The organism is Anoxynatronum sibiricum (assembly GCF_039414295.1).
GTDB lineage: Bacteria > Bacillota > Clostridia > Peptostreptococcales > Tindalliaceae > Anoxynatronum > Anoxynatronum sibiricum.
On sequence record NZ_JBCITM010000026.1, the window covers coordinates 14383 to 40275 of the forward strand.

Here is a 25893-nt window from a genome sequence, read left to right on the forward strand (position 1 = left end):
AGATGGTAGTCAACTATATTGTCGTTCAAGCAGGCGGCAAAGGCACTAGATTAGAACATTTCACGGAGAACAAGCCGAAGGCACTTTGTCCCATTGACAATTTGCCGATGTTATTTCACTTGTTCAGAAAGTTTCCCCACAAGAAATTTGTGATCATAGGAGATTACAAGAAAGAGGTTTTGGAAAAATACCTGGAAGTGTTTTCAAATGTAGAGTATTTGTTCGTGGAAGCGGATGAGAAAGGAACTTGTGGGGGCGTCAGAAAAGCTATGTCCTGGCTGCCTGAAAACCAACCTTTGATGTTGATATGGTCAGATTTAGTTTTAGGCGAAAAATTTTCACTAGACAATCTTGAAGAAAAAAACTATGTGGGACTTTCGAAAGGGTTTGAATGCAGATGGTCCTTTGCTGAAAATGTATTTACCCATAAAAAATCAACGATACATGGCGTTGCAGGCGTATTCATCTTTAAAAGCAAACAGCTTTTAGACCAAGTACCCACCACTGGTGAATTCGTTAAATGGTTAAGCCAAAAGGAGATTCAATGTGAGGGTTTAGACCTTGATGGTGCACGGGAATATGGCACTGTTGAAGCTATCAGACAAAGAATGAGTGAGCACATGCGCTGCAGACCTTTTAATAAAATTCAAGTATGTGATAATAAGGTTATCAAAATGCCAATTGATAGCCAGGGTGAAGCATTATCAGTCAATGAAAAAAACTGGTATAGAAAAGTGGCAAGCCAAGGATACCGGCAAATCCCTAAGATTTACAGCTATGACCCATTAACCATGGAAAAGATCAAGGGGATAAATCTCTTTCAAACCAACTTGTCAAGGGAAGAGAAAAAAACGGTAATCCATAAGCTGATTGTTACCATGAAAGACTTACATAACTTAGAGCCTTCGCCGAGAGACTATTTTAGCGTGTACGAAACATATTACACAAAGACCCTTAAGCGAATCGAATCCGTCAGACGCCTCATTCCTTTTGCAGAAAACAAAGAGATAGTCATAAATGGAAAAGCATGTAGAAACATATTTCACCACACGGATGCGTTTAAACAAAAGGTAAAAGAAATCATGCCAGACACACATTTTTCTGTGATCCATGGCGATTGCACTTTTTCAAACATTTTAGTTGATGAAGCGATGGATATTAAGCTGATTGATCCCAGAGGCTACTTTGGCAGTCTAAGAGTTTACGGCGATAGTGATTACGATTGGGCCAAATTATACTATTCCATCTACGGAGATTACGATCAATTTAACAATAAGAACTTTCAGCTAAGCATGGATGAAAAAGGCGCACAGTTAACCATTAAAACCAGCGGATGGAGAGAGTTAAGTGACTACTATTTAAGAAGCCTGGGCAAGGTTGACACAGACAAAATCAAGTTTCTCCATGCGATCATCTGGTTATCTTTGACAACTTACACATGGGAAGATTATGATGCTATATGCGCAGCTTTTTATAACGGGATCTATTACCTTGATGAGTTTTTAAGATAGGGGAGAACGGTGATGATTGACTACTTTGAAAAAACCATTCACACAATCAGTAACTCCATCAGCTCGGTAGACGCCAAAAAATTTGAAATACTGCTGAATACCCTTGAGGAAAAACTCAATGCGGGAGGAAAAATCATAGCATCAGGATTAGGCAAAAATGTGCCCATATGCGAAAAGTTTATTGGTACACTTAACTCATTGGGAATCAACGCTGTTTTCCTAAATACACATACGGCGCTACACGGTGATTTAGGAGTCATCAAAGAAAATGATATCGTACTGCTGTTAACAAAAAGTGGCAATACCGAAGAATCCATACTTTTAGCGAATCATCTGTTAGAACGTAAAGCAGAGATTTGGCTGATTTCATTCAACAGAAACTCCAAGCTGATAAAACTGTTGAACCACTCCATCATCCTAGATCTTGAAAGTGAAGGCGATGGATGGGACATTATACCAAACAACTCAACCAGCGTTTACTTAATCTTACTGCAGGGATTAGCAATGATGCTCCGTGATCGGATGAACATATCACTGAAGGAATTTAAGAACAATCACCCTGCCGGCAGCATTGGAGAAACCTTGAGGGAGCTGAAATAATGGAAGAGAACAAGCTTGTTCTATCCAGCTTGCCCAAAACATGGATCCTTGATTTAGACGGAACCATGGTAAAGCACAATGGCTATAAGGAAGGGAATGAAAGGTTAAACCCAGGCATTAAAGAGTTTCTGGATAATTTGCCTGAAAAAGATGTGGTGCTTATTCTAACAGCAAGGAGCACTGACGTTCAAGAAGAAACAAAACGGTTTTTGGTAGAAAATGGAGTTAGATTTGATCACATACTATTTAATTTACCCATAGGTGAGCGAATTTTAATTAACGATAAAAAACCAAAAGGCTTATTAACGGCACATGCTGTCAATATTCAAAGAGATGGGCCATTTCATATTAACGTTGTAATTGATAAGCGTATTTAAGGTGGAGGTGATTGAATGTTAGTAAAAAAAATATGGTTAAGCTCTCCCCACATGAGTGATGAGGGTTATGAAATGCAATATGTACAGGAAGCCTTTGATACAAACTGGGTAGCTCCACTAGGACCTAATGTCAATGAATTTGAAAAAGAACTGGCAGCTAAGATGGGTTCAAAACATGCTGCTGCTTTAGTATCTGGAACAGCAGCCATTCATTTAGCACTTAAGGCTGTAGGCGTTGGTGAAGGGGATATTGTTCTTTGTCAAAGTCTTACTTTCTCTGCTACTGCTAATCCTATTATATATCAGAACGCTACTCCAGTATTTATAGATAGTGATTATGAAACTTGGAATATGTGTCCTAAAGCATTAGAGGCAGCCTTTGAGAAATACGGAGATAAAATCAAGGCTGTTTTAGTGGTGCATTTATATGGTCTATCAGCTGATATGGATAAGATCATGGAGATTTGCAATAAGTACAATGTACCGGTGATTGAAGATGCTGCCGAGTCACTAGGAGCTTATTATAAAGGAAAACATACTGGAAGCTTTGGAAAATTTGGAGTGTTCTCGTTTAATGGAAATAAGATCATCACTACTTCAGGGGGAGGTATGCTTGTTTCTGATGATGAGGAGAAGATTAAGAAAGTTAGATTCTGGTCCACTCAGGCAAGAGATCAAGCAAGACACTACCAGCATAGCGAATTAGGGTTCAATTATCGTATGAGCAATGTGGTTGCTGGGATTGGTCGAGGACAGCTTAAAGTTCTAGATAAGAGAGTAGCTAAGAAGAAATATATCTTCGAGTTTTATAAGAGAGAACTTGCTCAATTAGATGGTGTAGAATTCATGCCTATTAATGATTGGAATGAACCTAATTACTGGCTAAGTGTGATGACTTTGAGTGGTTCAGTAAGGCCACTAGATGTGATGGAAACATTAGAGAAAGAAAATATAGAGTCAAGACCTGTGTGGAAGCCGATGCATAGGCAGCCATTCTTCGCTAAGTATGATTATGTTGGTGGCGATGTAAGTGAAAAGTTATTTGAGAATGGTGTGTGCTTGCCATCTGATACTAAGATGACGGATGAGGATCTTGAGAGAATATGTTCAATTATAAAAGGCCTATGGGCTTAAGGAGAAGTAGGTGGGAATAGATGCAGAGCGGAGTAAAACAGGAAACTAGGCCGAGTATAGGCGGTACAATTAATAAGGGCATATATAGAAGGTTCCTGAAAAGACCAATGGATTTCATTTTGTCTTTGATGGCAATTATCGCTTTAAGTCCGGTACTTATAATCATTGCGATTTTTGTTAGGTTAAAACTGGGTAGTCCGGTGCTGTTTAAACAGAAAAGACCTGGGCTTAATGAGAAGATATTTACTATGTATAAATTCAGGACTATGACAGACGAAAAAGACGAGAATGGGGAGCTTCTTCCAGACTCAGTAAGACTCACTAAGTTTGGTAGGATGCTAAGATCTACAAGTCTAGATGAACTACCTGAACTATTTAACATCTTAAAGGGTGATATGAGTATTGTTGGGCCTAGGCCATTGGCCGTTCAATATTTGCCTTACTATACTGAGAACGAAAGGCTAAGACACTCCGTAAGACCGGGATTATCAGGATTGGCTCAAATCAATGGAAGAAATACAGCAACATGGGAAGAACGATTTAGCCATGATATTAGATACATTAAGACAATTTCATTCGCTTGTGACTTAAGCATAATCATTAAAACCACACTTAAGGCAGTTAAACGTTCGGATATTGGTGAGCGTGGTGTTGATGCTCCCATGGATTTCCATGTTTACAGGCAAAAGTTGAGCAAAGGAGAAGATGCTAATGAATATTAAAGGTAAAATTATTACTTTAAGGGCTATGGAAATCGAAGATCAAGAGCTATTAAGAGATATGATCAATGACCCTGAAATTGAAAAAATGATTGGTGGATATTCTTATCCTATTTCAAAAGAACAACAAGTTAATTGGTTTAAAGCAAATAGTAATAACCAGAACAATTTAAGACTAATTATTGAAACAGAGGAAGATGGTGCAATTGGATTTGCAAATATAGTTAATATCGACTGGAAAAACAGAAGTGCTTTTCACGGGATTAAAATAGCAAACAAAAAATTTAGATCAAGAGGAATTGGTACGGATTCGGTAATGGCAGTTATGAAATATGCATTTGAAGAATTGCAACTAAATCGTTTAGATGGATCAATCATTAAATACAATGAAGCTTCAAGAAAATTATACTGTGATAAATGCGGTTGGGTAGTTGAAGGTGTTAAAAGAAAATCTTCATTCAAGATGAATGAGTATCATGATGAGTTACTTGTTGGAATTCTTAGAGAAGAGTACTTCGAGTTAGTGAACAAGACTAACTATTGGGAAAAATGATGAGTAGAGAGATAGGTAGTGAATTTTGGATTAGTAATGAAAAAATGATAGAGGAACAAAGAAATGAGGATCTGCCTCATTGGCTAAAAAAGTACGGAAATGTAGTATTAACTTCATCAGGCAGAGGAGCTATTAACCTTATTCTAGAACATGTTAATCCTATAATTAAAAAAGTCTTACTCCCTTCCTATATTTGTGACTCTGTGATTTTGCCTTTTGAAAAAGCTTGTTATGAAATATATTACTATGGTGTGGATGAATATTTTAGAGCTATAAATGTTAATGCAGAAAAAATTGAGGTAGGCATATTCCTTCATATGGGGTATTTTGGATTTCCTACTAATAGAGAGTTAAGGGATACAATTGCAAAGCTAAGAGCCAATTCAGTAATAATCATTGAAGATGTCACTCATACGCTTTTTTCAAAGCATGAAAACTATATAGATAATGATTTTGTAGTAGGTAGTCTACGTAAATGGACTGGTATACCAAGTGGCGGATTTTTAGCATCAAGTGAAACTGTTAATATGAACTTACCTGATCCCCCAAGCGATCTTGTAAATCTAAGAATATCTAGCTTGCAGCAGAAATTTGAATACATCAAAACACGAAATAAATCTTTAAAAGATGGTTACTTAGAAGGTTTTAGAAGCGCAGAGGAATTACTAGATAAAGATGTTAATAGTTATAGAATCGATGAGATCTCAGAAATGATTATTAAGGATTTAGACACAAAAGAATTAGAGAAAATTAGAAGATTGAACTACAAATTTTTATTAAGTCACCTTAAGGAGATTAGGGGAGTAGAAGTTATATTTAAAGGTTTAAATAATGGTGTAACACCATTATTCTTTCCTATATATGTGAATAACAATAGAAATAGGCTTAAATCTTATCTAATTTCTAAAGAAATTTATTGTCCCGTTCATTGGCCAATTCCTTGCCAATTAGAAGGTCATATGGATAACAGAATAAAGAATATATATGATTCAATCCTGTCAATCCCCTGTGATCAACGGTATGGAATTGACGATATGAAAAGAATAATAGACGTGCTTAAAGAATTAGCTTAGAAGGAAGAAGAGGGTGTGTTAACTTGTTTTCAATAGTTACTTTAGAAAATGCAGATAAATGGGATTCAATAGTGAAAAGTTTTAAAAAGTATGATGTGTATTATCTATCAAGTTATACTAGGGCATTTAAGTTACATGGTGATGGTGAACCTATACTTTTTTACTATGATAATAAAAATACTCGTGCAATAAATGTAGTGATGAAACGAGATATTGAGAAAGACAGAAAATTCAGAGGAAAAATAGAGTCAGAAACATACTTTGATATTACTACACCCTATGGTTATGGTGGCTTTATAGTTGAAGGTACTATAAATGAAAACAGTTTAATGCAATTAAATGAAGTTTACTCAGACTACTGTACTTCAAATAATATCATCAGTGAATTCGTTCGATTCCACCCTGTTTTACGAAACTCGGAGCTTAATAAAACCATTTATGATGTGGTTGATCTAGGTAATACAATAAACATGGACTTAAAATCTAAAGAGCAAATATGGAATGATTTAAGTAGTAAAAATCGCAATGTTATTAGAAAGGCAATTAAGTCGGGAGTGGAGATATTTTGGGGTAGTAGTTCAGAATTAATTGATGAATTTATTCCTTTATATAATGCGACTATGAATAAAGACAACGCTACTGATTATTATTATTTCAATAATGATTTTTATAATAGTGTATTAAATGATTTAAAATATAATTGTTTGATATTCTATGCTGTATTTGAAGGAAAAGTAATTTCATCTTCAATGATTATATTTGGAAATGATAAAATGCACTATCATTTGTCGGCTTCTGATAGAGAACATCAAAGTCTTGCAGCAACAAATTTGCTTCTGTATGAGGCGGCATGTTGGGGTTGTGAGAATGGATATAAGTCATTTCATTTGGGTGGCGGCTTAGGTAGCAAAGAAGATAGCTTGTATAAATTCAAGAAAGCGTTTAACAAGAATTCAGATACATATTTTTCTATAGGGAAGAAGATATTTGATAAAGAGAAATATGATGAACTGATACAAATCCGAAATATGGAAAGTGGATTCGATACTAATACATCATTCTTTCCAAATTATCGGGAATAATCATATTAATATCATTCTGGAATTAATAATGGGAGTTTATATAAAATGAAAAAAAATATTTGGATTTTGAATCATTACGCTACAAATATGATTGAAGATAAAGCTGGTAGACACTATTGGCTAGCTGAAAACTTAATACTAAATGGGTACAAGCCTACAATATTTTGTGCTTCTACCCTACATAATTCTAATAAAAGCATAGATACAGAGGGGAATTTATTTGTAAAAAATGAATCTGGAGATGTTCCGTTTGTAGTTGTAAAAACTCCTCAGTATTCGGGGAACGGGAAAAAGAGAATTATAAATATGATCTCTTTCTATAAAAATTTATTTCCTACTGCTAAGAATTATGCTAAGTTAAACGGCAAACCAGATATTATACTTGCTTCAAGTGTACATCCACTTACTTTAGTTGCGGGAATTAAGATTGCTAAGAAATTAGGAGTACCATGCATATGCGAAGTTAGAGATTTGTGGCCAGAAAGTATAGTGGCCTATGGATCTTTAAAGCGTAATAGCGTGAGAGCAAAGATATTATACCAAGGGGAAAAGTGGATTTATAAGAAAGCTAATAAACTTATTTTTACTATGGAAGGCGGTAAAGATTATATTATTGAGCAAGGATGGGGTAAAGAGAATGGTGGTCCTATAGATATAGATAAAGTATATCATATTAATAATGGAATTAATTTAGTAAATTTCACTCAAAACAGAGAAGAATTTTCATTTGTTGATGAAGACTTAGATAATAAAGATATTTTCAAAGTTATCTATACAGGCTCTATACGTAAAGTAAATGATGTTAATTATTTAATTGAAGTTGCCAAAGAGATTGAACTTAGTGGTGCCCAAAATATAAAGGTAATAATTTATGGTGATGGGAATGACAAGGATAAATTGGTAGAAAGGTGTAAAACAGAAAACATTACTAGTGTAATTTTTAAGGGGAGAGTACCAAAACATCAAATTCCTTATATTTTAAGTAAATCAGATTTAAATATTCTTCACTTTCAACAAAATAATATCAAAAAATATGGAGCAAGCCTTAATAAACTCTTTGAGTACTTTGCGAGTGGTAAGCCAATTATTTCGGATTGCGAATTCGGCTATGATCTCATCAAAAGATATGATTGCGGAGTTGTAGTCGATAGTGCTAGTCCCAAAGAGATAGCTGAAGAAATAATTAAGATAAAAAATTTTTCCTTAGGCGAATATAATACAATGTGTATTAATTCATTTATTGCTGCTCAGGACTATGATTTTAGTAAATTAACTGCTAAATTACTTGAAATAATATAGTTGTAGAAAGGATAGGTTCAATGAAATTAATAACAATTATCGGTGCGCGCCCACAATTTATTAAAGCAGCGCCATTTTCTGAAGAGTTTAGAAAAAAAAATATAGAAATTCTTGTTCATACTGGACAACACTATGATGCAAATATGTCAGATATATTCTTTGATGAGTTAGGAATTCCTAAACCAGATTATAATTTAGGGGTTGGCTCTGGTAGTCATGGGAAACAAACTGCTTGTATGCTAGAAGGAATAGAAGAGATAATACTTAAAGAAAAACCAGATGGACTTCTAGTTTATGGTGATACTAATTCAACACTTGCGGGAGCTCTAGCTGCAAGTAAGCTTCATATACCTGTATATCATGTAGAAGCTGGTCTTCGCAGTTATAATAAATTAATGCCAGAAGAGCAAAATAGAATTTTGACAGATCATATTTCAGATATACTACTCTGCCCTACAGAAACTGCAGTTAGTAACCTTAAAAAAGAAGGAGTTGTATCAGGTGTAGTTAATACAGGAGATATTATGTATGATACTGTGCTTAGAAATATTGAGATTGCAAATCAAAAGTACGGTAATGGAGTATGGTTTGATGAAATAGTAAGAGAAAATGGCGAAATTATTAAACTCAGAGAAAATGAATATTACTTAGCAACAGTTCATAGAGCAGAAAATACTGATAATCAGGAAAAGCTTTTAAATATTTTCAAAGCATTTAGCGACTTGGACAAACCTGTGTTGCTACCACTTCACCCAAGAACAAAAAAATTGATAGAGGGCCTAGAGGTAGACTTAAAAAATATAATAATAGTGAAACCAGTTGGTTATCTGTTGATGCTTTATCTAATATCTAACGCTTATATGGTAGTAACAGATTCAGGGGGATTACAAAAAGAAGCATATTTTCTTAAGACTCCGTGTACAACACTTAGGGATCAGACTGAATGGGTTGAAACATTAGAAAATTGTTGGAATGTTTTAAGTCAGATAGATGTTGAAGAGATAAAAACTAAGGTTCAACGTGAATTAACGTGTATAAAGTACCCTCAGCCGAAATCTTTTGGTGAAGGAAATGCCGCTTTAAAAATTTGTGAAGCAATAATCGATGGAGGGAAAATCAATGAATAATATTAAAAAGAAGTTAGTGGACAAAACAGCAACTCTTGGTGTCGTAGGATTAGGTTATGTAGGACTTCCATTAGCGGTAGAAAAGGCTAAGGCTGGTTTTAAAACTATAGGGTTTGATGTACAAGAATCTAAAGTGGAAATGGTCAATGCAGGTAAGAACTATATTGGTGATGTTGTTAATGAAGATTTAGAGGAAATTGTTAAGTCAGGACTATTATCTGCTACAACGGATTTTGCTCAAGTAGCATCTGCAGATTGTGTTTGTATTGCCGTACCTACACCGCTTGATGCATATCAACAACCAGATATTAGTTATGTTAAAGCATCTGCTGAAAGCATTGTTCCATACATGCATAAAGATATGTTAATCGTTCTTGAATCAACTACATATCCTGGCACAACTGAAGAACTACTTAAACCTATTCTTGAAAAATCAGGTCTTAAGTGTGGAGAAGATTTCTATCTAGCTTTCTCTCCTGAAAGAGTTGATCCAGGTAACCTTATTTACAAAACAAAGAATACGCCAAAGGTAGTAGGTGGAATAACACCTGAATGTACGGATGTAGCGGCTACAATGTATGAGGCTATTCTAGAAGCACCTATCCACAGAGTATCATCGCCTGCAGTTGCAGAAATGGAAAAAATCCTAGAGAACACATATAGAAATGTAAATATTGGACTTGTTAATGAGTTGGCTATTTTAAGTAATAAGATGGGAATCAATTTTTGGGAAGTTGTGGATGCTGCCAAAACAAAACCTTATGGATTCCAAGCGTTTTATCCTGGTCCAGGGCTTGGTGGGCACTGCATACCTCTTGATCCATACTATTTATCATGGAAAGCAAGAGAGTATGGATTCCATACATCTATGATTGAATCTTCTATGATGGTTAATGATAGAATGCCAGAATACTGTGCTGAAAGAGCTAGTAAGATTTTAAACAGATTTAAAAAGGCAATGAACGGATCTAGAATATTAATTTTAGGAGTAGCTTATAAGCAAGATATCGATGATTTTAGAGAAAGTCCAGCTATTAGAGTAATTGAAGAGCTTGAAAAAGAAGGCGCAGAAGTAGTTTATTACGATCCATTTGTTTCTGAATATCATGAACATGGAGTTGTAAAAAAAGGAGAGTCTGAACTTACTGTAGAGCTTATTAAAAGTGCAGACTTAGTCATTGTAACCACTGCTCACACAAATGTCGATTATGATTTTGTTCAGAAACATGCTAAGGCAATTTTTGACACAAAAAATGCTATGAAGCAAGTTGAAGCACGTGAGAATATTGAGTTGCTATAAGGGGGACTTACATTGAGTTTAAAATATGCAATTATAGGTTGTGGAAGAATTTCACCAAATCACATAGCTGCTGCACTTGAAAATAAATTGGATATTGTAGCGTTATGCGATATTGAAGAATCGAAGATGAATGAAGCTATTGAAATACATGAACTTACAATGGCTACTAAGAAATATGTAGATTATAAAGAAATGCTTAGTAATGAGAAGCCTGAACTAGTAGCAATATGTACGGAAAGTGGAAAACATGGACAAATTGCATTAGATTCTATTGAAGCTGGAGCTAATCTAATTATAGAAAAGCCTATTGCTCTTTCGTTAGAAGAGGCAGATATGATTATCGAAAAAGCCAATGAAAAAAATATAAAAGTTAGCGCATGTCATCAAAATCGATTCAATAAATCTGTTCTCAAAATTAGAGAAGCTGTTGAAGCTAATAGATTTGGAAAGCTAATGCATGGGACAGCTCATATAAGATGGAACAGAGGAGAAGATTATTATACTCAGGCACCATGGAGAGGTACTTGGGAGCAAGATGGTGGGGCTCTTATGAATCAGTGTATCCATAATATCGATCTTTTAAGGTGGATGATGGGTGATGAAATCACTGAAGTTGTAGGTATGACAGATAATTTAATCCATGGATTTATAGAAGCTGAAGACTTAGGAATGGCATTAGTAAAGTTTTCAAACGGAAGCTATGGAATTATTGAAGGTACCACAAATATTTATCCTAAGAATCTTGAAGAAACTTTATACATCTTTGGAGAAAAAGGAACGGTTAAAGCCGGTGGAAAATCTGTAAACCTAATAGAGGAATGGCAGTTTGAAGATAATTTAGATGATCCAGAAGAAGTAAAAGAAAAATACCATGAAAATCCACCAAATGTATATGGGTTTGGGCATAATCCACTTTATGCAGATGTTATTGATGCGGTTAAGAATGATAGAGAGCCTTATGTAAAAGCTGTTGATGGTAGAAATGCACTTGAACTAGTTCTTGCAATTTACAAATCAGCAGCTGAAGGAAAGAGTGCAAAACTACCACTAGATAAGTGTAGCACACTAGATTTTAAAGGAAGGTTCGACAAATGAGATACTTCGTTCATGAAAGCAGTTATATAGATGAGAATGTATCAATAGGTGACGGTACGAAAATATGGCATTTCTGTCATGTCCGCAAAGGTGCTCAGATTGGTGAGAAGTGTTCTTTGGGCCAGAACGTAAATGTGTCGAACAACGTGAAAATTGGTAATGGTGTTAAGATTCAGAACAATGTATCTGTGTACGAAGGTGTTGAACTTGAAGACTACGTTTTTTGTGGCCCTTCAATGGTATTTACTAATGACTTAACTCCAAGAAGTAAATATCCAAAGGGACCGACAGGTTACAAAAGGACATTAGTTAAGTATGGGGCATCTATCGGAGCAAATGCCACTATTGTATGTGGTAATACCATAGGTGAGTGGGCAATGATTGCTTCTGGTGCAGTAGTAACAAAAGATGTACCAGCTTATGCATTATTGGCGGGTGTTCCTGCAAAACAGATCGGATGGGTTTGTGAGTGTGGAGTACCGTTAAAAGAAAACTATAAATGCGCTGAATGTGAAAGAGAATACACATTAGAAAATGAGGAATTGAAAGAAAAGTAATTGAGGGGGAGCCTTGGCTATGGAATTTAGAGATTTAAAAGCCCAGTACAATAAATATAAAAATGCGATTGACTTTGCAATCCAGGAAGTCATAAACAACACAAATTTTATCGGTGGAAAAGAAGTAAACACATTAGAACAAAGACTGGCTGAATATGTAGGGGTTAAACACTGTATATCATGCGCTAACGGAACTGAAGCTATGACTCTTCTCATGATGGCTTGGGGTATAAAAGAAGGAGATGCTGTTTTCGTACCTGACTTTACATTTTTTTCAACAGGAGAGATTGTATCCTTTGTAGGAGCAACACCGATATTTGTAGATGTAGATAGAGATACGTTTAATATTGACACTAATAAACTTGAAAAGGCTATCATTAAGGTATTGAATGAAGACAAGTTAACTCCGAAGGTCATTATACCAGTAGATTTATTTGGTCTTCCTGCTGATCATATAGAAATCGAAAAAATAGCAAAGAAGTATAATCTAAAAGTACTGGAAGATGCTGCTCAAGGATTTGGTGGAAGTATTAATGGTAAGAAAGCTTGTAGCTTTGGGGATGCCGCTACAACATCATTCTTCCCGGCAAAACCATTAGGATGCTATGGTGATGGTGGAGCTATTTTTACAAATGATAATCAATTAGCTGAACTTTTAAATTCATTGAAGGTTCATGGGAAAGGTGATAATAAGTACGACAATGTTAGAATAGGAGTAAATTCTAGACTTGATTCCATACAGGCTGCAGTTCTTAATGTAAAGCTGACTGCTTTTATTGAACATGAACTTGAAGATGTAAATAGAGTATATAGACTATACACTGAGAAGCTTGAAGGTATTGTAAAAACACCTATAATACCTAAAGGTTATGTATCTAGTTTTGCTCAGTACACAATTAAGTTAAATAATAAAGCTGAGAGAGATGCTTTGCAAGCTAAGTTAAAAGAAGAAAGTATTCCTAGTATGATTTATTATATGAAGCCAATGCATAAACAAGGTGCATTTGCTGAGTATAAATATGATCATAATGACTTTGAAGTAACAAATGAACTCTGTGATACTGTTTTATCATTGCCTATGCACCCGTATTTGACGCAGTACGATATTGATAGAATTTGCGGCATTGTTTTAAAGAGTTATTAGGAATCAGTGAAATTACACTAATATTTTTACAGACATTAAAATGAATAATAAAACAATGTACTTAAAATGGACTGGAATATAGATTTATGGCGGTGAAAAAATGAAAAACAACGATAAAATAATTAATATAAAATTTTACAACTTAAGTATTGTTATTTTAGCTATATTGGCTATAATAATGGGCTTGATACCCTCCCGAATTACAGCTTTTGTTTTTTTAGGTGCAGTAGTATTTTCTGCTTTTAAGGAGCCAACACTTGCATACGCTGGTTGGGTAATGGGGTATGCATTTTTTTCCATTTTAACAGATGCTACCGGTATATTAGGCTATTTTCTTCTCACACCTCTTATATTACAGGGTGTTATAATACAGATTTTTAAAGGTGGAAAATTTACAATACCTGTACCATTAGTGGTTTTTTCAATCTCTATTATTATAGTTGCTTCTTTCTCCTGGCTTTTTTCACGAGCACCTCAAGAAAATATAATGGCATTTGCTATGTTGTTAACTGCAATTTTTACTATGATATCAATGGTAAATACAATTAGAAACTACAAAGGAGCTTTTGGAGCTATTAACCAAGCGTATGTTTTTACTGCCATTGCAATCTTCTTTGTAACAGTTTTATCAGGGGATTTTTTGCAGGTTGCAAGATTGAATATAGGTGACAACATTAGAAGAGTTGCGAATGTAACAACACCCGCGATTATTATGCTGTACATTGAAATAATCTTTCTAAGCAAAAAAGATAAAAAATCAATTTTTAATAATAGATTTCCAATATGGTTAGTGATTTTTCTATTTTTACTATGTTTAATTGTTTTATTAGCTACTGCATCTAGAGGTGCCTACTTAGGTCTTATAGTATCTGGTTTCTGTGTATTTCTAGGCAATTTAGTTCTACTAAAAGCAAAATCAAAACCAATAAAAAAAATCATTCTTTATCCATTAGGAATTGGCGGTGTATGGTGGGCAATTAGATTTGTTCAAGGCAGTGCAGCAGGAAGGTATATGAGCAGTTTTCGAGTTAGTTCTTTTGGGGATAATGCTAGATGGCTTATTTGGATGGGCGGATTCGTACAGATGAAAGGTCATGAGTTTATTATAGGAGCAGGACCAAACTCATTTAGACAACTGGCACTTTTAAGTGGTTATGACTACAATCCTCACTCAGTTTGGTTTGATACATTTATAACTCTAGGTTTAATAGGATTTAGCATATTTATTATTTTTACATTATTTCTTTTGACTAAATCTATAAATAAAAGAAATTTATATAGTTTTGGAATCCTCTCTTTATCAATAGGGTTATATTCAACACATGGAAATTTAACCGGGTCTATGGATTTTTGGGCATTATTAGCCTTATGCTATGGTGGAATTATCATAGATGAACTAAACTATAAGACTTAGTAACGGAGTGGTGATGAGCATTAGAACAATGTATTAAGGGGGATTGAATGAGATACGTACATGTAATACCAAATACCGCATTTGTAGAGGCGTATATAAAACTGATTAATAAAAAATTAAATTTCAAAGAACATCTTTTTATAATAGTGGGGAAAGGTTTTATTCATAAAAATGATTTTTCTAACGTGATATTAATTGATAAAATAACAAAAGCCACCTATTTTATTTCTTTAATCAGAAAAATCCAAAGATGTGAAAAAATTATTTTTCATGGTTTATTTAATAAGAACTTAATTATTGCTTCATATTTTACAATTATAAGCCCTAATTCTTTAAAAAAGAGTTATTGGGGGATTTGGGGCGGCGATTTGTATAGATATAAGGAAAGAAAAAATAATATCCTTAACTGCATATTAGAAATTATAAGAAAACGAATTATTAAAAATATAAGCGGCTTGATTACTCAAGTGAGAGGAGACTATGAGTTAGCTCAAGAATGGTATAATACAAAAGGTAAATTTCATTATTGTTTCATGTACCCCAGCAACTTATTCAAAGAGTATGATATTGAAAAGAGTGAAAGTACGAATCCAAAAGTAGTAATTCAAATTGGGAATTCTGCTGCTCCAAGTAATAACCACATTGAAATATTTGAAAAATTACAAAAGCACAAGAATGAAAATATTGAGATTGTATGTCCACTGTCATATGGTAACAGTACATATAGACAAGCAGTTATTGTAAAAGGGAAAGAAATTTTCGGGCATAAATTCAAACCCTTGACAGAATTTATGCCATTTGATGATTATTTACAGTTACTGTCAAAGATAGATATAGCGATTTTTAACCATAAGAGGCAGCAGGCTATGGGAAACATAACAACTTTATTAGGACTTGGCAAAAAAGTTTATATCCGTGAAGAAATAACGACTTGGCATTTTTGCATAGATCATGATTTGAAAGTGTATAGTGCAAATGGTGATTATGATGATTTGTTTGAAGAAATGGATGAAGATATTAAGCAGAAAAATGTCGAGAATGTAAAAACAAAATTCTCGGAAAAAAAATTAGTTGAAGATTTAATGAATATTTTTGAGTGAAGGTCTAAAATATAGTATGAATTTTTATGAAATCCTGAATCCAAATATGTCCTTTGCTTGTAATTTATTGGACGACAAGTATGGTTGCCGTTCCAATTAGATAACTTATATTCAATTATTGAGCATTTTAATATCAATGTATAATTCTGCAATCAAAGAAGAGGAGAAATTTATTATGAATATAATGGGAAATAAAGTCTTACTTAGAGCTATTGAAGAAAGTGATTTAGAGTTGTTAAGAGAAATGATTAATGATCCAGATATTGAAAGACTGACTGGTGGAAAAAGTTTTCCCGTTTCCAAACTACAGCAACAAAAGTGGTATGAAAGTAGCCAATCAAATCCAAATAGTTTTTTTTTAACAATTGAAAATGAAGAGAAAAAAGCAATTGGCTTAGTTTCGGTTACAGGTATTGATTGGAAGAATAGAAGTGCTTCGTATGGTATGAAGCTGACGCTTAGTAGTGAGCATGGAAAAGGATTAGGAACTGACGCTACCATGGCGACGATGCGGTATTGTTTTGAAGAACTTCAATTAGAACGCTTAGAAAGTGTTATGCTTGAATATAATAAAGCTTCAGAAAGAATGTGCATAGATAAATGCAATTGGAAGAGAGAAGGACTTAAAAAGAAAGCTGCATATTACAAAGGAGAATTCCATAATTTGGTTGTTTTAGCTGTTTTGAAAGAAGATTATCATGAGTTGTTAAAGAGTAATAATTATTGGAATGAGTAGGTGATATTATTATGAAAAAGATAGCAATTATTGGAGCAAATGAATTTCAAAAAAAGCTTGTTTTAAAAGCTAAAAATATGGGGATTGAGACGCATGTTTTTGCATGGGAGGAAGGCGCTGTTGCAAAAGAAGTATCAGATTACTTTTATCCCATAAGTATAATGGAAAAAGATAAAATATTAGAAAAACTCAGGTTAATTGATGTGAATGGTGTATGTTCTATAGCGTCCGATCTAGCTATGCCAACAGTAAATTATTTAGCAAATGAGTTAAGACTTGTTGGAAACTCCCAGAAATGCACTATTCTAACTACAAATAAATATGAGATGAGAAAAAAACTAAAAGAAAAAGGCATGCCTATACCAGAGTTTCAACTTATAAAAAATGAACAGGATATAGATTTTGATAAAATCAAATTTCCTGCAATCGTTAAGCCTATTGACAGATCAGGTAGCCGCGGAATCTATAAAGTTATGAATTTAGATGAATTAAGAATGGCTATACAAAATGCTAGAGGGGTTTCATTTATAGATTCTATTTTGGTGGAAGAATATATTGAGGGAAAAGAGTATAGTATTGAAGGTATATCGCAAAAAGGAAAACATAAAATAATTCAAGTAACTGAAAAATTCACTTCTGGTGCGCCTAATTTTATAGAAAGCGCACACTTATCTCCAGCTAGAATTGATGGAGATTTAAAAAAACGAATTTTTAAAACAATAGAGGAATCTTTAAAAGCTTTAAAGGTTGAAAATGGAGCGTCACATTCAGAAATAAAGGTATCTCCAGAAGGTGACATAAAGATAATAGAAATAGCAGCGAGAATGGGTGGAGATTTTATAGGATCTGACATGGTTGAAATATCTACGGGGTTTGATTTTGTTAAAAATGTTATAAAAGCTGCAATGGCGGAAACAATATGTTTTAAGCATAATGCGAGTGATAAATTAGCTCTCGTAAAGTTTATTTTTGATAATGAGGATATCAAAAAGTTAGAAATTTTGAAAAATAAATATCCAGCTACAATAAAGGAATATTTTATTGATTCTCAAATTATGAATGTAACAGATAGCTCAACCCGAAATGGCCACTACATCTTAGAGATTAATGATCAAGAGCAATTGAAAGACGTTCTTAATATTTTAGGAATTGAAAATTAAGAAAAATAAACATGGGGGATTAGAATATGATCGATTTTAATGTACCACCTTTCATAGGAAAGGAACAAGAATATATAAAAGAAGCAATAGAAAACAATCAAAAGCTTTGTGGAGATGGTCCATTCACGAAAAAATGTAATGCTTGGTTTGAAGAAAAATTTAATACTCCTAAAGCATTGCTGACTACTTCATGTACACATGCAATAGAAATGGCGGCTATATTAGTCGATATTCAACCAGGTGATGAGGTAATAGCACCTTCGTTTACATTTGTTTCAACAGTAAATGCCTTTGTGTTAAGAGGGGCAAAAATAGTTTTTATCGATATCAGACCTGACACGATGAATATCGATGAGAATTTAATTGAGGGAGCGATTACGGATAAAACAAAGGCTATTGTACCTGTCCATTATGCAGGAGTTTCTTGTGAAATGGACAAGATAATGGAGGTTGCTAAAAAATACAACCTTTATGTTATTGAAGACGCAGCACAAGGGGTTATGTCAAAGTACAATGGGCAAGCATTAGGGACTATAGGTGATTTTGGTACATATAGTTTCCATGAAACTAAAAATTACACAATGGGTGAAGGTGGAGCTCTTTTAATCCAAAATAAGGATCATATCGAAAGAGCAGAAATCATTCGTGAAAAAGGAACAAACAGAAGTAAGTTCTTTAGAGGTCAAGTTGACAAATATTCATGGGTTGATATTGGAAGTTCTTATTTGCCTAGTGAATTAAATGCGGCATATCTATATGCTCAACTTGAAGAAGCTGAAAAGATTAATGATAATAGGTTGAAGACATGGGATTTATACTATGAAGGGTTAAAAGAACTAGAAGACAAAGGTTTTATAGAACTACCAGTAATACCAAATGATTGTGAACATAATGCTCATATGTTTTATATTAAGTGCAAAGATTTTGATGAAAGAACTAAATTAATCAAGCATTTAAAGGATAATGAAATTCATGCTGTATTCCACTATATTCCACTCCATAGTGCAGAGGCTGGTATCAAGTATGGTAGATTTCATGGAGAAGATAGGTACACGACTTTAGAGAGTGATAGACTATTGAGATTACCATTATATTATGGAATGAATCAATGTGATATTCAGTATATAACAATTAAAATTCACTCTTTTTATTTTTAACTTAAGCTGGTATGTCATCGCTAAACTGTATCCATCCATTTGTAAGAAATATTTCTTTTCTTATTTTCTTCACAATCGTTTATAAACAATACCTACTAATGTACTATTAAGTTATAAAAAACTTTGACATATTCAAATTTAATAAAGGGGAGGGATTGGATTGAATATCGAATTTGCTGCGATTCCTGGTTCAGGGAAAACGTACTTAATGAATGAGCTATATAAATATTTGAAGAACAATTTAAATGAAAAAGAGTATAGTATTTTTACTTATAAAGATATTGATGATATAAAAAGTACTGAAAATAAACATAAGAGATTCCGAAGAATTCATTTGATAAAGAACTTTATTATGCTTTTAGATATTCATATAATAAAATTGATATATATGTATGCGAAAAAGAAAGAGCCTATTAAGATAAAACTCAAATCAATAAGCTATATCATGCATATGCTATGGAATCAAAAAATAGTAAATCAGATTGAAAATAATTCAAGAAAAAAAAACATTTTCATTTTAGATGAGAATCTTTTTCATTTATCGAATTTTTATTTAGAAAAAGATCAAGATGAAAAAATTTCAGGAAAGTATTTTTACTTATTGGAGAAGGCAAAAAAAATACGTTATGAAAAGAATAGTAATTTATATGTGCTTATAGATAGTGATAGAATGGAAAATTATCATAGAATGAATAAACGCAATCAAGGGTGGCCAAGCATTTGGAAAAATCTATCAAACGAGGATAAAAAAAACGTTTTAGTTGAGTCACAAGAAAGATATGAAACATTAAAAAGGTACGTTAATGACAGTGGCATAATATATACAACAATCAACAATGAAGTGTTTAGAGAAAAATATGAAGATGAATTTGAGAAAATCATAAAAAAAATGGAAATGATTTTAATGAAAAGGTAGTGTAGGAATGAAAAAAGCAACATTAATATTAATGATTCTCGCCATTACATCAAAGATAATAGGCTTTGGAAGAGAAATCGTACTATCATATTATTATGGGGCATCAAATGTGAGTGACGCTTTTTTAATTTCACTTACTATCCCAACAGTTATATTTGCTTTTATAGGGGTAGCCATAAAAACTACGTTCATGCCTATGTATAGTAGGATTAAAAACGAAAAAGGAATAGTTGAAGCTGATCATTTTACTAGCAATGTAATTAATATACTGATATTCTTTTCATTAATTATTGTCATTATAGTATTACTATTTAGCGAACAAGTGGTAAAGTTATTTGCATCTGGATTTGATGGTGAAACTCTTGAAATGGCAGTATATTTTACGAAGATAACAATATTTGCTATCTTCTTCATGGGTATCATATACGTTTCAGAAGGATATTTACAGTTAAAGAACCGGTTTGCAGTTCCTGCTTTAGTTGGATTGCCGATGAGTTTAATTTTAATCATAACTATTTTTTTAAGTACCAGGCTGGGTCATGGGATATTAGCATATGGTAAAATTGTAGCAGTTATTGCTCAACTTTGCCTTATTGTGCCTTTTATGTTCATAGTAGGCTATAGGCATTCATTTGTGGCTAATATACGAGACAATGATATTAGAAAAGTATTTAATCTTGCATTGCCTGTGGCGGCAGGAACATCTGTAAATCAAATTAACAAATTAGTAGATAGAACAATTGCTTCACAGATTGCAGTTGGTGGAATATCAGCATTGAATTATGCAAGTAGACTAAATTCTTTTATTCAAAGCATTTTTATCATGTCAGTTGTTACTGTTTTATATGCAAGTATATCTAAAATGGAAGTAAACAATGATATGGTGAAATTTAAAAAATCAATAACTAGTTCAATTAACGGAATTATAATTTTAGTATTACCAGTTGTTTTTGGCTCAATGATATTCTCAAGAGAGATTGTTACACTCTTATTCGCAAGGGGTGCATTTGATTCTAAAGCTTTGGAGATGACATCGAGTGCTCTTTTTTTCTATTCAATCGGTATATTGGGCTTTGGGCTACGGGAAGTATTGGCTAGAGGCTTTTATGCGCTACAAGATACTAAGACCCCAATGATTAATGCATCTATTGGAATGACATTGAATATTATTCTAAACTTAATATTATCACGTTATTTAGGTATAGGGGGCTTAGCACTTGCTACTTCAGTTGCAGCTATTTTTACAACAGGATTGATGTTTATTAGTCTTCGAAAAAAAATTGGTGGAATTGGAATGAAAAATACTATTTCTATTTTTTTAAAAATAGTCGTAGCTTCATCTTTAATGGGAGTAATAGCAAAATTGAGTTTCAACAAATTTACAATATTATTTAGCCAAAATGTATCTTTGTTAATTGCAATATGTGTAGGAGCATCAACATTCTTTTTAATAGTTAGTTTTATGAAAATTGATGACATTGATGTCATAAAAAATATAATCAAGAAGAAAATTAGAAAAGTTATTGTTAAACCATAAAATAAGGGAGGTCCATTTACTATGAAGGGAATAATTTTAGCTGGAGGTAGTGGTTCAAGACTCTATCCTATTACACAAGGAATTAGCAAGCAATTATTGCCAATATACGATAAGCCGATGATTTACTATCCATTATCGGTTTTAATGCTATCAAAAATCAAGGAAGTCCTAATTATCTCTAATCCAGAGTACATAGACATATACAAAAAATTACTTGGAGATGGAAGCAAATTAGGAATGAGGTTTGAGTATAAAATCCAGGAAAAACCTAGGGGATTATCAGATGCTTTTATAGTTGGAGAAGAATTTATTGAGAACGACGATGTTTGTTTAATACTTGGGGACAATGTATTTTATGGTCAAGGATTTGTTCCTAAACTAGAGAAAGCATCAAATACTAAATCAGGAGCGACTATATTCGGTTATTACGTAAATAACCCAAAAGAATTTGGTGTTGTTGAATTTGATGATGAAGGAAAAGTACTGTCATTAGAAGAAAAGCCTGAAAATCCTAAATCACATTATGCAATCCCAGGGCTTTATTATTACGATAACTCTGTAGTTGAAAGAGCTAAGAATCTTAGGCCATCTGCAAGGGGTGAACTTGAAATTACTGATTTAAATAGAGCGTATTTAGAGGAAGGTAAACTTCATGTTGAGCTACTAGGACGTGGGTTTGCTTGGCTAGATACAGGAACTTACGATGGATTAGCAGATGCTTCAGACTTTGTAAAAACTATTCAAAAAAGAACAGGACTTTATGTAGCTTGTATAGAAGAAATAGCTTATAAGAATGGATGGATTTCTAAAGAAGAGTTTAAAGCAATAGGACATCAATATGAAAAGACAGAATATGGTAAGTATATTCTTTCACTACTTAAATAAGCGATAAAAAGAGAGGTGAAGTTAAATGAAAAATATCTTAGTAACAGGTGGAGCTGGATTTATAGGAAGTAACTTTGTGAAGATGATGGTTGAGAAGTATCCAGACTATAATATCATCAATATAGATGCTTTAACATATGCGGGGAACCTTGAGAATCTTTCTGATATAGATACAGCTTCTAACTATACCTTTGTAAAAGCAGATATTAGAGATAGAGAGGTAATAGAGCAGATTTTCAAAACTCAAAACATAGACATGGTTGTAAACTTTGCAGCAGAATCTCATGTAGATAGAAGTATTGAAGAACCAGAAGTTTTTTTAACAACCAATATTATTGGAACTCAAGTACTTTTAGATGCTGCAAAGAAATACTGGAAAATTAATCCTAATGATAAATACTGTAAAAAGTACAAAGAAGGAGTTAAGTTCCTTCAAGTCTCTACTGATGAAGTATACGGTGCACTCGGGGAAACTGGAATGTTTATTGAAACAATGCCACTTATGCCTAACAGTCCTTATTCAGCATCAAAAGCAAGTGCAGATATGATTGTAAGAGCTTATAATGAAACTTTTGGGTTTCCTATGAATATTACAAGATGTAGTAACAACTACGGTCCATATCAATTCCCTGAAAAGTTAATACCACTAATGATAAATAATTGCTTAAAAGAAAAAGACCTTCCTGTTTATGGTGATGGTATGCAAATAAGAGACTGGCTACATGTTTCTGATCACTGCAGTGCAATTGATACTGTTCTTCATAAGGGCAAAGATGGGGAAGTTTATAATATTGGTGGAAATAACGAAAAAGCTAATATTGAAATTGTTAAACTTCTAATAAAAACTCTTGGAAAGTCAGAAGACCTAATTAAATACGTAAAAGATCGTCCAGGACATGATAGAAGGTATGCCATTGATAATACCAAGATCACGAGCGAACTTGGGTGGGAGCCAGAATATACTTTTGAGCAGGGAATACAGGAGACAATTCAGTGGTATTTAGATAATTCTAAATGGATTGAGAATGTCATTTCAGGAGACTATGCTAATTACTATGATAAGATGTATTCGGGAGCTTAATTGATAAAGTCCGTATAATGGTGTAAAAAGAAAAATGAGCCACAAACTCATTTCCTCGGTTACAATATAAGTGTCAAGCAAATACCAAACCGAGGAGGATGAATCATGGCTCAGTTCAATATTACCTTAACCGAAGAACATTTGCACGGACTTTTTTCCAGTAACGGTCGAGACCAGGCAGTAGCAAAATTGATGGAAGAAATCTTCAACCAAGTACTATTAGCCCAGTCCAAAGAACAAATCGGAGCTGATCCCTACGAAAGAACTGACGAGCGGACAGCCTATAATGAACCCATAGGGTGAGACACAAAACACGAGGAAATAAGTTATAATGAAACCATGAGAAAACGAACCCATTACACAGCCGAATTTAAAACAAAAGCCGTCCTTGAAATCCTCTCAGAGGAGTTCACCGTAAACCAGATTGCAGAGAAGTACAGCCTGGATTCCCACCCACTCATAACGAGACAGGTGGTTCAACCCCCAGCGCCAGATAGAGCTCTTTCTGTTTCTCCAGCACTTCACCAACCCGGAGTTTCTTGCCTGGCACTTCAAAGCACTCAATGACATCCAGTTTGTCCAGAACACCTTGGAGTGTGTATTTCTTGAACAGCTGGGCATCCTGCATCTGTTTCTTGATGTAAGACAGGTAAATGAGGGCAATGAACTCCACAAAGAGCTTTCCGTCTAGGCTTTGTTCCGAGGATACCAGGGTGCGTCGCAGGTTCAGTCTTTCTTTCAGGTTGCCAAAAGCCTTTTCCACCAGGTCTTTGTTCTTGTAGATTTCCAGGGCAGTGATGGCATCCATAGCTTGGTTGGTCAGGAGGCAGAAGAACCCAAAGTACTTCTTGGCTTCACTCACCGCTTCTTCTTTGACAGTGGCCGTAGTTCCCCGTTTGGGAGTGGTCTTTACGTCAAAGTACTTGTTGTACTGGTTCTCATGCTCCGGGTTTCTTTTGCCGGATTCCAGTTCCTGCTTTAAGTTCATCAGCTTCCGGTCAAAGGCTTTTTCTTCTTCAGCGGCTTTGTCGATGTTGTAGTAATAGTGGATATACACCCGGCGGTTGGCTTTGATGGTGTCTTTCTTGTAGGGCCGCTCCTGGCTGTAATGCCACTGGGCGGGTACGGTGTGGTGGTAGAGTTCATAGGTGTCGTTGTAATGCTCAAAGTTTCTGAAGTGGAGATAGATGTCTTCCAGGTGGTGCTTCATGAAGTTCAGGGACATCTTACCGGCGATGAGGAACTTCACATGGTCCTTTAACAGGGCGTTGATGTTGGCTTCACTGCAGAAGCCCCGGTCCATCACCAGCTTGACTTTCTTAAAACCAAGGTCTTCCAGGTCTGTCAAAAGGTGTGTGATGGTCTTGGAATCCGGGATGTTGCCTGCCAGTTTGCGGTAGTAAAAGGGCAGGTTGGAGGTTTCGCCATACACCAAAGCCAGGTTGATCTGGGGCAGTTTGTCATCTTCCTTGTTGTGGCCGTACTGCACTTGCTTTAGTCCTTCAGAGTAACTGGAAATGGAGGTGATGTCATAGGCCCAGAATTCCTTTTCCACCCGCCGCTTTCCCTGTAGGCCAAAGAACTGGTGGCGTTCTTCCTCGGTAATGGAGGCAAAGAGCTCGCTGCTGCGTTGGGAGGGGATGTTTTCTCCCCAGGGGTGCTTATGGAGATTGCTCCATTTTTCAAACCGGTATAAAGGGTTATGGTCTTCCAACACCAGGTAGTAGGCCATGGAGAGGATCTGCCGATACCTGTCAGGAAAACAGGCTTTCAGGTCTTTGGTGATCCCCAGTTTTTCGCCAATGGCATCCATTAGATAAGTGGCACCAAAGAAAGAGCGAGATACCTTTTCCGCCGGCACAGGGCCAGGCTTAGGTGTAACATCCTTCTTTTCTTTTCGGTTACGTCCGTCGGTGGGTACAATCTCGCCCGTAGCTTCATCCAACCTACCAATGAGTTTTCGTTTAGCCCGGGACTGTTTCTTTTCCTTGTCCCAGTAAGAAACGGATTCATAGGCATAGGTCAGGCCTGAACGCTTGTCTTTTTGGTATACGATGGCTGCCATCATCATCACTCCTCGTTACGTATATTGTATCACGCAACGAACTATTTGGCAACCATTATTTTGAAGCAAATCAAGTTATTTCAAGTATTAGAGCGTGTTTTTGGAGCTGAATCGTTAGGTGTTCACGGGAGGGTAGGGAGAAAGCTCCGAATGTCAATGAATTTCTGAGCCGCGCGCTGATGAATTTTTGAGCCATTGTGCTCGCCAATTTGTGAGCCAATAGCTTCGTTACTGTCTTTGCTTTTGATCTTTGACTAAGTAACACAAAAAG

24 protein-coding genes and 2 pseudogenes are annotated in these 25893 nt (G+C 34.6%); 25 read left to right on the top strand and 1 reads right to left on the bottom strand.

The features are described from left to right. The first annotated feature begins 2 nt into the window (after positions 1 to 2). From AAIG11_RS16310 to AAIG11_RS16430, 25 genes and pseudogenes are all read left to right on the top strand, one after another. On the top strand, positions 3 to 1511 hold the full coding sequence (locus AAIG11_RS16310; RefSeq protein ID WP_343187302.1) for an NTP transferase domain-containing protein: 1509 nt from the start codon (positions 3 to 5) through the stop codon (positions 1509 to 1511). Between the two features lie 12 nt (positions 1512 to 1523). Beyond that, positions 1524 to 2111, top strand: a complete 588-nt coding sequence (locus AAIG11_RS16315; protein ID WP_343187303.1) for an SIS domain-containing protein — start codon at positions 1524 to 1526, stop codon at positions 2109 to 2111. Further along, positions 2111 to 2488, top strand: a complete 378-nt coding sequence (locus AAIG11_RS16320) for an HAD family hydrolase (RefSeq protein WP_343187304.1) — start codon at positions 2111 to 2113, stop codon at positions 2486 to 2488. Before AAIG11_RS16315 ends, AAIG11_RS16320 begins: the two co-directional genes overlap by 1 nt. A 15-nt stretch (positions 2489 to 2503) precedes the next feature. Then, positions 2504 to 3622: a DegT/DnrJ/EryC1/StrS family aminotransferase gene (locus tag AAIG11_RS16325; protein WP_343187305.1), complete on the top strand. Its 1119-nt coding sequence runs from the start codon at positions 2504 to 2506 to the stop codon at positions 3620 to 3622. Between the two features lie 20 nt (positions 3623 to 3642). After that, positions 3643 to 4344, top strand: coding sequence for a sugar transferase (locus AAIG11_RS16330; protein ID WP_343187306.1), 702 nt, complete (start codon positions 3643 to 3645; stop codon positions 4342 to 4344). Beyond that, positions 4334 to 4894, top strand: coding sequence for a GNAT family N-acetyltransferase (locus tag AAIG11_RS16335; protein WP_343187307.1), 561 nt, complete (start codon positions 4334 to 4336; stop codon positions 4892 to 4894). Before AAIG11_RS16330 ends, AAIG11_RS16335 begins: the two co-directional genes overlap by 11 nt. After that, a complete protein-coding gene (locus AAIG11_RS16340; RefSeq protein ID WP_343187308.1) occupies positions 4882 to 5967 on the top strand; it encodes an aspartate aminotransferase family protein in 1086 nt (361 codons plus the stop codon). Before AAIG11_RS16335 ends, AAIG11_RS16340 begins: the two co-directional genes overlap by 13 nt. 23 nt (positions 5968 to 5990) lie before the next feature. Further along, complete coding sequence (locus AAIG11_RS16345; protein ID WP_343187309.1) at positions 5991 to 7049, top strand: lipid II:glycine glycyltransferase FemX; 1059 nt, start codon at positions 5991 to 5993, stop codon at positions 7047 to 7049. 45 nt (positions 7050 to 7094) lie between these two features. Next, positions 7095 to 8348, top strand: coding sequence for a glycosyltransferase family 4 protein (locus AAIG11_RS16350; protein ID WP_343187310.1), 1254 nt, complete (start codon positions 7095 to 7097; stop codon positions 8346 to 8348). A 20-nt stretch (positions 8349 to 8368) separates the two neighbouring features. Beyond that, positions 8369 to 9475, top strand: coding sequence for a non-hydrolyzing UDP-N-acetylglucosamine 2-epimerase (gene wecB / locus AAIG11_RS16355; protein ID WP_343187311.1), 1107 nt, complete (start codon positions 8369 to 8371; stop codon positions 9473 to 9475). Continuing rightward, complete coding sequence (locus tag AAIG11_RS16360) at positions 9468 to 10775, top strand: nucleotide sugar dehydrogenase (RefSeq protein WP_343187312.1); 1308 nt, start codon at positions 9468 to 9470, stop codon at positions 10773 to 10775. Before wecB ends, AAIG11_RS16360 begins: the two co-directional genes overlap by 8 nt. Positions 10776 to 10787: 12 nt before the next feature. After that, positions 10788 to 11870, top strand: coding sequence for a Gfo/Idh/MocA family protein (locus AAIG11_RS16365; RefSeq protein WP_343187313.1), 1083 nt, complete (start codon positions 10788 to 10790; stop codon positions 11868 to 11870). After that, positions 11867 to 12427 carry an acyltransferase gene (locus tag AAIG11_RS16370; protein ID WP_343187314.1) on the top strand — a complete coding sequence of 187 codons (561 nt, stop codon included), beginning with the start codon at positions 11867 to 11869 and terminating at the stop codon, positions 12425 to 12427. The genes AAIG11_RS16365 and AAIG11_RS16370 overlap by 4 nt, the downstream gene beginning before the upstream one ends. 19 nt (positions 12428 to 12446) lie before the next feature. Then, positions 12447 to 13571 (top strand): DegT/DnrJ/EryC1/StrS family aminotransferase, encoded by a 1125-nt coding sequence (locus tag AAIG11_RS16375; RefSeq protein ID WP_343187326.1) that lies wholly within the window; start codon positions 12447 to 12449, stop codon positions 13569 to 13571. 100 nt (positions 13572 to 13671) lie between these two features. Next, positions 13672 to 14985, top strand: coding sequence for an O-antigen ligase family protein (locus AAIG11_RS16380; RefSeq protein ID WP_343187315.1), 1314 nt, complete (start codon positions 13672 to 13674; stop codon positions 14983 to 14985). A 47-nt stretch (positions 14986 to 15032) separates the two neighbouring features. After that, complete coding sequence (locus tag AAIG11_RS16385) at positions 15033 to 16085, top strand: TDP-N-acetylfucosamine:lipid II N-acetylfucosaminyltransferase family protein (RefSeq protein WP_343187316.1); 1053 nt, start codon at positions 15033 to 15035, stop codon at positions 16083 to 16085. A 175-nt stretch (positions 16086 to 16260) separates the two neighbouring features. Further along, a complete protein-coding gene (locus AAIG11_RS16390; protein ID WP_343187317.1) occupies positions 16261 to 16821 on the top strand; it encodes a GNAT family N-acetyltransferase in 561 nt (186 codons plus the stop codon). 11 nt (positions 16822 to 16832) lie between these two features. After that, complete coding sequence (locus tag AAIG11_RS16395; protein WP_343187318.1) at positions 16833 to 17981, top strand: ATP-grasp domain-containing protein; 1149 nt, start codon at positions 16833 to 16835, stop codon at positions 17979 to 17981. A gap of 26 nt (positions 17982 to 18007) precedes the next feature. Then, positions 18008 to 19138, top strand: coding sequence for a dTDP-4-amino-4,6-dideoxygalactose transaminase (gene rffA, locus AAIG11_RS16400; protein WP_343187319.1), 1131 nt, complete (start codon positions 18008 to 18010; stop codon positions 19136 to 19138). A gap of 160 nt (positions 19139 to 19298) precedes the next feature. Then, on the top strand, positions 19299 to 20054 hold the full coding sequence (locus AAIG11_RS16405; RefSeq protein ID WP_343187320.1) for a hypothetical protein: 756 nt from the start codon (positions 19299 to 19301) through the stop codon (positions 20052 to 20054). Between the two features lie 7 nt (positions 20055 to 20061). Then, positions 20062 to 21591 (top strand): murein biosynthesis integral membrane protein MurJ, encoded by a 1530-nt coding sequence (gene murJ / locus AAIG11_RS16410; protein WP_343187321.1) that lies wholly within the window; start codon positions 20062 to 20064, stop codon positions 21589 to 21591. Positions 21592 to 21612: 21 nt separating this feature from the next. Next, positions 21613 to 22476, top strand: a complete 864-nt coding sequence (rfbA, locus tag AAIG11_RS16415) for a glucose-1-phosphate thymidylyltransferase RfbA (protein ID WP_343187322.1) — start codon at positions 21613 to 21615, stop codon at positions 22474 to 22476. A 25-nt stretch (positions 22477 to 22501) separates the two neighbouring features. Continuing rightward, the gene (rfbB, locus tag AAIG11_RS16420; protein WP_343187323.1) at positions 22502 to 23557 is read left to right on the top strand and encodes a dTDP-glucose 4,6-dehydratase; all 1056 of its coding nucleotides are present in this window, start codon (positions 22502 to 22504) and stop codon (positions 23555 to 23557) included. Between the two features lie 105 nt (positions 23558 to 23662). Continuing rightward, positions 23663 to 23842 (top strand): annotated as a pseudogene (locus tag AAIG11_RS16425) (IS256 family transposase); the annotation flags it as partial. Between the two features lie 54 nt (positions 23843 to 23896). Next, positions 23897 to 24001, top strand: a pseudogene (locus tag AAIG11_RS16430) (transposase); the annotation flags it as partial. A 13-nt stretch (positions 24002 to 24014) separates the two neighbouring features. On the opposite strand, the gene AAIG11_RS16435 reads toward AAIG11_RS16430, so the two are convergent. Next, positions 24015 to 25622 carry an IS1634 family transposase gene (locus tag AAIG11_RS16435; protein ID WP_343187325.1) on the bottom strand — a complete coding sequence of 536 codons (1608 nt, stop codon included), beginning with the start codon at positions 25620 to 25622 and terminating at the stop codon, positions 24015 to 24017. Positions 25623 to 25893 lie beyond the last annotated feature (271 nt).